General features: G+C 63.3%; 3 protein-coding genes and 1 tRNA gene. 3 read left to right on the plus strand and 1 reads right to left on the minus strand.

Annotated features, from left to right (window positions below; translation table 11 throughout):
* The coding region (locus ABR948_RS28250; RefSeq protein ID WP_490337857.1) for a glycoside hydrolase family 17 protein at nt 1-814 on the minus strand (814 nt) is incomplete at its 3' end.
* 313 nt (nt 815-1127) lie between these two features.
* Here ABR948_RS28250 and ABR948_RS28255 point away from each other — a divergent pair.
* From ABR948_RS28255 to ABR948_RS28265, 3 genes are all read left to right on the plus strand, one after another.
* A complete protein-coding gene (locus ABR948_RS28255) occupies nt 1128-1736 on the plus strand; it encodes a beta-1-3, beta-1-6-glucan biosynthesis protein (protein ID WP_428124393.1) in 609 nt (202 codons plus the stop codon).
* A gap of 204 nt (nt 1737-1940) precedes the next feature.
* Nucleotides 1941-4616 (plus strand): glycosyltransferase, encoded by a 2676-nt coding sequence (locus ABR948_RS28260; RefSeq protein ID WP_428124395.1) that lies wholly within the window; start codon nt 1941-1943, stop codon nt 4614-4616.
* Between the two features lie 163 nt (nt 4617-4779).
* A tRNA-Lys gene (locus tag ABR948_RS28265) sits at nt 4780-4855 on the plus strand.
* Nucleotides 4856-4889 lie beyond the last annotated feature (34 nt).

Consider the following 4889-nt stretch of genomic DNA (forward strand, 5'->3'; position numbering starts at 1 on the left):
TCTCCCGCTTGGCCAGATCGAGGATTTCCGAGACCACCCGGGCCTGATTGGTCCGCGACGGCAACGCCCCATCGCGCATCCGTCCCGCACTCGGCCAGCCGGTCTCGCCGATCAGGATTTCCTTAGCCGGAAAGGCCACGGCCATCCGCTTGCGGATGGCGTCGACATGGGCGACGGCATATTTCGCCCGGATCGGAAAGTCTTCCCAATAGGGCAGAATGTGGATGGTGACGAAATCGACCGCGTCATAGATCTCGCGGTTGCGCAGCCAGAACTCCCACACATCGGCATAGGTGACGGGTACGGCGACCTGGGACTTGACCGAACGGATGGTCGCGGCGAGGTCGGCCGTGGTCATCTCCCCGCGCAACAGCACCTCGTTGCCGACGACAACGGCGGTAATGACCTGGGGGTACTGCTTGACGAGACCGACCACGGTCGAAATCTGGGCCAGGTTCTTTTGCCGGTTGCTGCCGAGCCAGATCCCCTGGATGACCTTCAGCCCCACCGTTGCGGCGACTTCGGGAACCTGATCGAGCCCGCTTTCGATCGAATAGGTGCGCACGCAATCGGAGATTTTGGCCAGCTGGGCCAGATCCTGCGCGATCTGTTCCCGCTCGATATGCGTGGTCGGCGACAGCGGCGTCTGGGCGCCACGGAACGGCGCATAGGACACACAGAGCAGCTTGGCGTTGGGGTCGATGGGCGCGCGCGCCAGCGTGATGGGCGTGCCCAGCCACCACCACACGGCAGCAATCGCGCTTAGCGATATCAGGAGAAGCGCCAGTGGCGTACGAAGAGAAATCGGTTCCATCCTCCGGGCGAGGATCGTCGCTTAGCCGGTCGCCGGCCGTCTGCCAAGACTTGATCTGCCAAGAGCTTGATCGAGAGCTTGATCAAGGGCTGGATAACAGCCGGATGCCGAGCCGGACGGGGCCCGCCGTGCGCCGGCTTTACCACGACGCGATAAAGTTGTGAGTTTGCTGGACAAAATCCGAAATGTCCGTCATGGGAATCCGGAACTGTCTCCGCCGTATTGGGGACCTATTTAAACGGCATCAAAACCAGCGCGAAAACCGGCGCGAACCAACGCGCCCTGGCCGGGCTGGCAACAAATCGGGGAATTTATGCGTCGAGGTGTGCTTGAGTTCAAAAGTGCGGTTTTACGCCACCTCGCCCTTGCCGGCCTTGCCCTCCTGATTGGTCTTGGCAGTGATCTTGGCATCGGTCCCGGCGGCGCCTTCGCCCAAAGCGGCGACACCCGCGCCCAGGACCAGTCAGGCAAACCCGGCGCCGCGAATACGCCGACCCCGGCGGATGCCGCCAAAGACAATCAACGCAAGACTGACGAATTCGTCGAAGCGGCGCAGGCCATCAACGGCCCGGCCGGAAACCCGGAATGCGTCTGGCTCGGTCGCCGGGTCGTGCGGCTGATGTGGCTCGACGATCTCGATACCGCCTTTCGCCATCTCGATCTCTACGACCGGTTCGGGTGCCCGGGCGGCCATGTCCAGGCGACCTTTCGTTGCCTGACCCGGTTTGGCGGGCAGATCGATCCCAAGGTGGCCGAGACGCTCAACAGCCGCGTTCAGGCCTGCTGGATCAATCCGGGCGCGCAGCCGCAGCAGGCCGCCGCCGCGGCCCCACCACCCGCCGCGCCGACCACGGCCGGAACCGCGCCTGCCACGCCGGCGCCGACGCCATCGCCGGCCGCATCCCCCGCCCCGGCGAAGTAATCCCCGCTGACCCGAACGATCCCGGGATTTCCGACCGATCCGAAATTTTCAAAGTTTTGGATTGCTGGCGCCCTCAAAACGCCACGGCGTCATAAGAGTTGTTTAATCGCGTGGCAGATATATGCTTTGGTTTGCCGCTGACTTGGTCGGATCTCGGGGACGGGTCCGCTTCCCTGCCATATTGACCCCGTATGGTTTGTCGCGATGCGCGCCGTCGTCGCCGTTCTGTTGTTTGTCGCTACCATTCACGCCGCCCTGTGGGGCGCGTTCCGGGACAAGGAACAGGCTCCCGATTTTACGGGGGTGCTGCCCAGCGTCTCCTATGCTCCGTTCGAACGGGGGCACACCGTCGCAGACGCCATCGGCGACTCCGAGAAGGTTCGCGCCGATCTGAAGAAACTCTCCACCCTGACGCGAGCGGTCCGCCTGTACTCGTCGACGGAAGGCAGCGAGCTGGTGCCGCCGATTGCCGCGGAATTCGGCTTGAAAGTCACCGTCGGCGCCTGGATCGACAAGAATGTCGACCGCAACGAACGCGAGATCGATGCCGCCATCAATCTCGCCAGGCACAACAGCAATGTCATCGGCGTCGTCGTCGGCAACGAGACGGTTTATCGCGGTGAGCAAAAGATCGACGACCTGATCGAGCTCATCAAAAGAGTAAAAAAGTCGGTCAATGTCCCTGTGACCACGGGTGAAATCTGGAACATCAGGCGCGACAATCCGGAACTCGCCTCGTCCGTCGACTTCATCGCCGCGCACGTGCTGCCCTATTGGGAAAATTTCACCGACAAGCAGGCGGTCGATCAGGCTGCCTACCTCTACCAGTTGCTGCGGGATAAATTTCCCGGCAAGCGGATCATGATCGCGGAGTTCGGATGGCCGAGCGCCGGGTACAATCTGAGAAATGCCGATCCCGGCCCGTTCCAGCAGGCCGTGGTGCTGCGCAATTTCGTGGCGCGCGCCGAAGCCATCGGCATGGAATATAATATCGTCGAAGCGATCGATCAGCCCTGGAAGTTCTTCGAGGGTGGCGTCGGCCCCTATTGGGGCATCCTGAACGCCGCGCGCGAACCGAAATTTGCCTGGACCGGCCCGGTCGTCAACGAGAACTACTGGAAACTGGCGACTATCGCGGTTCTCGTCGGCATTCTGCTGTCGCTGCCGATCCTGCGGCTCGCGGAGGCGACCGCGATGCAGTCGCTGATGCTGTCGACCGCGGCGCATGGCGTCGGGGCCTGGGTCGCGACGGTGTTCGCGTACTGGACCGGGCACTACTTCGTGTTCGGCTCGGCCTTTGCCTTGACGCTGGGACTGATCCTGCTGGTGCCTCTGGTGCTGATCGCGATGGCGCGGATCGAGGAAATCGCAGCGGTTGCCTTCGGCCGCAAACCGCGCCGCCTGCTGGCCAAGGGCGCGACCGCAGCGCCGGCCACCATCGGCGAGGACGTCACCTTTCCCAAGGTCTCGATCCATATACCGGCCTATTTCGAGCCGCCCGACATGCTCAAGCAGACGCTGGATGCGGTGTCGCGGCTGGATTATCCGAATTTCGAATGCGTGGTGATCATCAACAACACCCCGGACCCGGAATTCTGGCAGCCGATCCAGGATCACTGCCGCGCGCTCGGCGAACGTTTCAAGTTCATCAACGCCGAGAAGGTCGAGGGCTTCAAGGCCGGCGCGTTGCGCATCGCCATGGCCCGCACCGCGGTCGATGCCGAGATCATCGGCATCATCGACGCCGATTATGTCGTGCAGCCGGACTGGCTGAAGGATCTGGTGCCGGTGTTCGCCGATCCCCGCGTCGGCCTGGTGCAGGCGCCGCAGGACCATCGCGACGGCGACCGGTCGCTGATGCACTACATCATGAACGGCGAATATGCCGGGTTCTTCGATATCGGCATGGTCCAGCGCAACGAGGCCAACGCCATCATCGTGCACGGCACCATGTGCCTGGTGCGGCGCGCCGCGATGGAGATGGCCGGCGGCTGGGCCGGCGACACCATCTGCGAGGACACTGATTTGGGGCTCGCGATCATCGAGCACGGCTGGCTCACGCACTACACCAACCACCGCTACGGCCATGGGCTGCTGCCCGACACCTATGAGGCCTTCAAGAAGCAGCGCCATCGCTGGGCTTACGGCGGCTTCCAGATCGTCAAGAAGCACTGGCGCCGGTTCCTGCCGGGCGCGAGCCGGCTGTCGCCCGACCAGCGCCGCGAATTTGCCCTGGGCTGGCTGAACTGGCTCGGGGCCGAAAGCCTCGGCGTGGTCGTGGCCATCCTCAATCTGATCTGGGTGCCGATCGTCGCCTTCGCCGACATCGCCATTCCCGACCGGATCCTGACGCTGCCGATCATCGCGTCGTTCGTGGTCTCGCTGGTGCATTTCGTCGCGATGTATCGGCTGCGCGTGCCGGTGAAATGGGGCCAGATGCTGGGCGCCATGATCGCCGCGATGTCGGTGCAATGGACGGTGTCGCGCGCAGTCGCCAACGGCCTGATCACCGAGCATCTGGCGTTCGCACGGACCTCCAAGGGCGGATTTTCGCTGATGTCGGTCGAATTCCAGGCGTTCTGGGAAGCCGTGATCGGCGTGCTGCTGTTGATCGGCGCCACCGTGCTGGTGGTGACCAACAATGACAAGCAGGTCCGCGAAATCTACATTTTCGCAGGTGTGCTGGTGCTGGAAAGCCTGCCGTTCCTGTCGGCGGTGGCGATCGCCATTCTGGAAAACTCGCGGATCAATTCGTTCCCGTTCTGGCGCAATACCGCCATCCGGACCGCGGAACTGATCGGCCTGCGCCCGGTCGCGATGCCGACGGTGGTCGGCACCTCCCAGCCGGTGGCCTCGGAGATTCACCCGGAAGCCAGCTGATCCAGGAATCTGATCCAGGGCCGGTTTTCGGCGGGCCGCGTGCGTGAAGAACCCCCGCTAACCGGCCGGATTGCCGTCAAAATCCGGGTTCTCCCCGCCCGACCTTGGCGCCCGGCCGCGCTATTGACCCGCACCGCACCGCCCCCTACACAGCGCGGCAAGTGAGCGCGTAGCTCAGGCGGTAGAGCACGTGACTTTTAATCATGGGGTCGAGGGTTCGAGTCCCTCCGCGCTCACCATTGATAAGATTGTCCAGCCCGGACACATAGGTAA

The sequence above is a fragment of the Bradyrhizobium sp. genome, assembly GCF_050014615.1.
Classification (GTDB): domain Bacteria; phylum Pseudomonadota; class Alphaproteobacteria; order Rhizobiales; family Xanthobacteraceae; genus Bradyrhizobium.

Excerpts from the sequence above, each read along its gene's own strand:
- ABR948_RS28255 (WP_428124393.1), top strand. The coding sequence starts at position 1,128 with ATGCGTCGAGGTGTGCTTGAGTTCAAAAGTGCGGTTTTACGCCACCTC.
- ABR948_RS28260 (WP_428124395.1), top strand. The coding sequence starts at position 1,941 with ATGCGCGCCGTCGTCGCCGTTCTGTTGTTTGTCGCTACCATTCACGCC.